The following is a 4433-nucleotide window of genomic DNA, read 5'->3' as shown; positions in this document are numbered from 1 at the left end:
ACGGGAATGGCAACTAAGGAAGACTTGACGGGAATGGCAACTAAGGAAGATTTGATAGGAATGGCAACTAAGGAAGACTTGACTGAGATTGAGAAGAGATTAAGACATGACATTGTGAGAATGGAAAACAAAATGGACGATAATCATAAGGCTTTATATGACGGTTATAAGTTAAGTTATGAAAAATTAACTACCCTGGAGAATAAAGTAGATAAAATAGACAAAAAAGTAGAAAGACATGATGTAGTGGTAAAGGCCATTCAAGAAGTAAGAAGTTAAATAGAAATTTATAAAGACTCTTTTAGTTAAGATAAAACTAGAAGGGTTTTTCTTTATAGTTATCCATACCGTATACTTCCACATTCTATGTTAAGATTTAATTGGTTAAAATTTATAAATTAATTTTTCAAAAAGAAGGTGGATAATATAGGGAAAAGGTATATATCAGAAATCGTGATAAGTTATATTTGTACTGGAATTTGTATCACTGTAGGATTTTATAAAATGTTTGTTTATAAAAATTGGAATTCTGCAGTTCTAGAAAGCAAAAATGCTTATGTAGGTGGTGATGCCTATAACTATATCATCAATGCTGGATTAGCTACTGCATGGTTTGTATTAGCAGGTGTATGTGCAATAATAGGATTGGCATTTGTAGTAGCAAGATATCTGAATGAAGAAGAATTACATAAAGAAGAAATAGTTGAGGATAGTGAGGTAGATGAGTAAAAATAGAACTATTATAGTAAGTTTATCTGTGATTATAATTATCATGCTATTGGTACTTATTGGTCAATTTAATAGCTATAAAAAGTCCAAAAGAGAATATGTCCAAAGTATAAAGTCTTTAGAAGATAAGAATGAAGAAATAAATGCATTGCTAAATCAAGAGGAGTCTAAGAATAAAGAGTTAGAAAAAGAAATAGATGAGTTAAAAAGTTCTCCTTCGATTCTATTCTCAGTGGCTTCAGAAAAACAAAATGAAAAACATTTTGATGAGGCAATTAAAAAGTATAATGAAGTTACAGATTTATATCCTGCTAGTAAAGAAGCAAAACTAGTTCCTAAGAGATTAAAAGAAATTGAGGAGAAAAAAGCAAAAATAGAAAAGAAAAAGGAGGAAGAGGCAAAAGCTAAAGAAGAAGCAAGAAAACCTCCATTAGAACTAGTAGATACTTATTTAAAATTAAATAGCATTAGCAATCCTGAAGCTTATCTTATAGTAAAAAATACATCTAATAAAACTGTGGATGCTTATGATATGGTTTTCTATTGTTATGATAGGTATGATGAGCCAGTTAATCATTATTTGTATAAAAACAATAGATATCAGGGAGTGTCTCAGAATAAAGTAGCTCCTGGAGAAACCTTTGGCTATGATTGGCGATGGACTTTACATGGTTATGAAAATACAACTAAAATAAAAGTAGTCCTACAAAGAGTTCATATGACAGATGGCACAGTATGGATACCAGAATATGATCAAGAAATATCGATAGAGGGAGTTTTAAATGAGTAATACAAAAATGACTTATTAGATAATTTAGGTATCAGTTCTAATAAAAAATTAGTCTAATACTACTCGCTTAGTAATAAACTATTTTATATTACTAATAAAAACTCTTTTGGTTAGTATAAAACCAGAAGAGTTTTTATGTACTTAATCTTTAATATCTTCTATAAGCTGGTATGGCTATTGAGGATTCATAGGTCATAGGCTATAATTATAGTGTAGAAGTCATAATTGACTTACCAAAAAGAGTTGGTTAAGATTTGTTATACATGAGGAGGATATAGATGAAGACCAGTGGAGTAAATAGTCTAAAATATAGTGCTGGTGCCGTAAGCAAAGGATTTTGGTTTCAAGAATTTAAAAAATATAATAATTTATTAACTGAAGGATTTAATGACAAGGAAATAAAAAAGATGCAAGAAAATGAAAATATTTTATTAGCCCCATCAGAGGACTATGGTAAAAAAATGATAAATGAAGTATCTAAACGGACTAAAGCCTTGCCTAAAGATGTATATACTATGTTTACTAATCTACCAGTTTCAGATCAGAAGATATTAAACATTTTAGGGATAATGATAACAGATAGATTATTTTTCGAATATATGTATGAAGTATATAGGGAAAAAATTATAATAGGAAATTTAAAATTTGATAATAGTGATATCAGAATATTTCTTAAGAATAAATCTGAACAAAATGAAAAAGTTGCAAACCTTACATCACAGACCAAGAAAAGATTGGCAGGAGCTTACAGAACATATTTAAAAGAAGCAAACCTAATAGTAGAAGAAAAGAATTTATATGTAATTAAAAAACCTATTTTAGATATAAATTTAGAAAAAGAAATGAAAAGCAAGGATTTGAATCCGTATTTAAGAGTTTTTTTGGGGGAATAAGATGAAAACACTAGATGAAAAGTTAGGGAAAATTGAAGAAGTAATAAGTGATGAAGATTTTTTAAAGAATAAAGGGATTAGCAATGAAGTAGGATATTATGTTTTTGATTATCCAGCAGAGAAAGAATTAAAGGTTAGGGATTATTTAAAAACTCTAGAGAAGAGAAATAAAACAAAGCCTAAAGGATATAAATTAATAATATATGATGTCTATGATATTATGATTGATTTAATAGAGGAAGAAGGATTGTTTGATACTTGTATAAAAATGGAGGAAAATGACGGTTTAGATTATTTAATTTCTGCTGTAAATGATCTTTTAAGAATAGATTATGATGACAATTATTTTAATACTTATATAGAAGAGAATACACCAGATAATTCAGTGGTATTTATTACAGGAGTCGGTAAAATTTTTCCTTTTGTAAGATCTCATGAGATTTTAAATAAACTTCATTTAGTATTTGATAGGGCTCCAGTAGTACTATTTTATCCCGGGAAATATGACGGACAAAGTTTAATGTTATTTTCAGAGTTTAAAGACGAAAACTATTATAGAGCCCTGCCGCTTATAAGAGAGTAATCGGTAACATGTAGAGGAGGTATAATATGAAGATAAAAGATATGTTTGCAAAGCCGATAAATAGGGATATACAAGGAGTTATTAAAGTTGGACAAGATGATGATAAAAATATTAAACAGGAATTAGAAGAATATGTAGTGACTAAGGAACTACAAAGGCATTTTAGGGATTTCTTTAATAATTATAAAAAAGGGATAATAGGGAATACAGATAAAATGGGAGTTTGGATATCTGGATTCTTTGGCAGTGGTAAATCTCACTTTCTAAAAATATTATCATATTTGTTAGAGAATCGTGAAGTAGCAGGTAAAAATGCATTAGATTATTTTTTAGATGATGAAAAAATAGAAGACCCTATGGTAGCTGCAGATATGGAACTTGCATGTAATACGCCTACAGATGTAGTATTGTTCAATATAGATTCTAAAAGTAAATCAGCAGGAACTAAAGGTAAAGATAGTATATTAAATGTATTTTTAAGAGTTTTTAATGAGATGCAAGGATTTAGTACAGACCCTCATTTGGCGGATTTAGAAAGACAATTAACAGAAGATGGATTATATGAAGATTTTAAAATCAGATATGAAGAACTACATAATTTAAACTGGGTAGAAAACCGTCATAAGTTTAAGTTTCATAAAGATAAAGTAGTAGAGACATTAGCTGATATGAGAATTATGAGTGAGGCGTCTGCTAGAGATTGGAGTAGGACTACAACTATTCCTTATGAAATAAGTATAGACAAATTTGCAGAATTAGTTAAAAACTACTTAGATAGTAAAGATGAAAATCACCATATAGTCTTCTTAGTAGATGAAATAGGGCAATATATAGGTGGAAATACTGATTTAATGCTTAATCTACAGACTATAACAGAGGATCTAGGTACAGCTTGTCAAGGAAAAGCTTGGATTGTAGTAACAAGCCAACAGGATATAGATTCTTTAACAGAAGTTAAGGGGGAAGACTTCTCTAAAATACAAGGAAGGTTTGATACTAGATTAAGCTTGACATCTGCCAATGTAGATGAAGTTATTAAACTTAGAATACTAGAAAAGACAGAAACAGCCAATGAAACTCTAGACATTTTATATGAAAATAATGAGACCATCATTAAAAATTTAATCATATTCAACGATGGTATAGAGAAGAAACTTTATGAAGATGGAAATGATTTCTGTCAGGTATATCCTTTCATACCTTATCAATTTAATTTACTTGGAAGTGTGCTTACTTCTATAAGACAGCATGGGGCTAGTGGTAAACATCTATCTGAAGGAGAACGTTCAATGTTGGCCCTATTTAAAGAAAGTACAGAAAAAATAATGGAAAAAGAAGACGGGGAAATAGTTCCGTTTAATATATTCTATGACGGATTAAACAAATTTTTAGACCACAGTCATTCAGCAGTAATAACTAAAGCTTTAGAAAATGACTA

6 protein-coding genes are annotated in these 4433 nt (G+C 29.4%); all 6 read left to right on the top strand.

The window, feature by feature from the left end; all coding sequences use genetic code 11:
* On the top strand, window positions 1-279 hold a 279-nt coding region (locus VK071_02480; GenBank protein ID HLR34176.1), incomplete at its 5' end, for a hypothetical protein.
* Between the two features lie 225 nt (window positions 280-504).
* Window positions 505-729: a hypothetical protein gene (locus VK071_02475; protein HLR34175.1), complete on the top strand. Its 225-nt coding sequence runs from the start codon at window positions 505-507 to the stop codon at window positions 727-729.
* On the top strand, window positions 722-1519 hold the full coding sequence (locus tag VK071_02470; protein ID HLR34174.1) for a DUF5780 domain-containing protein: 798 nt from the start codon (window positions 722-724) through the stop codon (window positions 1517-1519). The genes VK071_02475 and VK071_02470 overlap by 8 nt, the downstream gene beginning before the upstream one ends.
* A 278-nt stretch (window positions 1520-1797) precedes the next feature.
* Window positions 1798-2412 (top strand): DUF1819 family protein, encoded by a 615-nt coding sequence (locus VK071_02465; GenBank protein HLR34173.1) that lies wholly within the window; start codon window positions 1798-1800, stop codon window positions 2410-2412.
* A 1-nt stretch (window position 2413) separates the two neighbouring features.
* Window positions 2414-2995: a DUF1788 domain-containing protein gene (locus tag VK071_02460; protein ID HLR34172.1), complete on the top strand. Its 582-nt coding sequence runs from the start codon at window positions 2414-2416 to the stop codon at window positions 2993-2995.
* A gap of 26 nt (window positions 2996-3021) precedes the next feature.
* A partial coding sequence (brxC, locus tag VK071_02455; protein HLR34171.1) for a BREX system P-loop protein BrxC occupies window positions 3022-4433 on the top strand: 1412 nt, incomplete at its 3' end.

This window comes from Tissierellales bacterium, assembly GCA_035301805.1.
Lineage (GTDB): Bacteria > Bacillota > Clostridia > Tissierellales > DATGTQ01 > DATGTQ01.
Note: the sequence above shows the minus strand (reverse complement) of the source record. Positions and strands in the feature narration are given on the sequence as shown.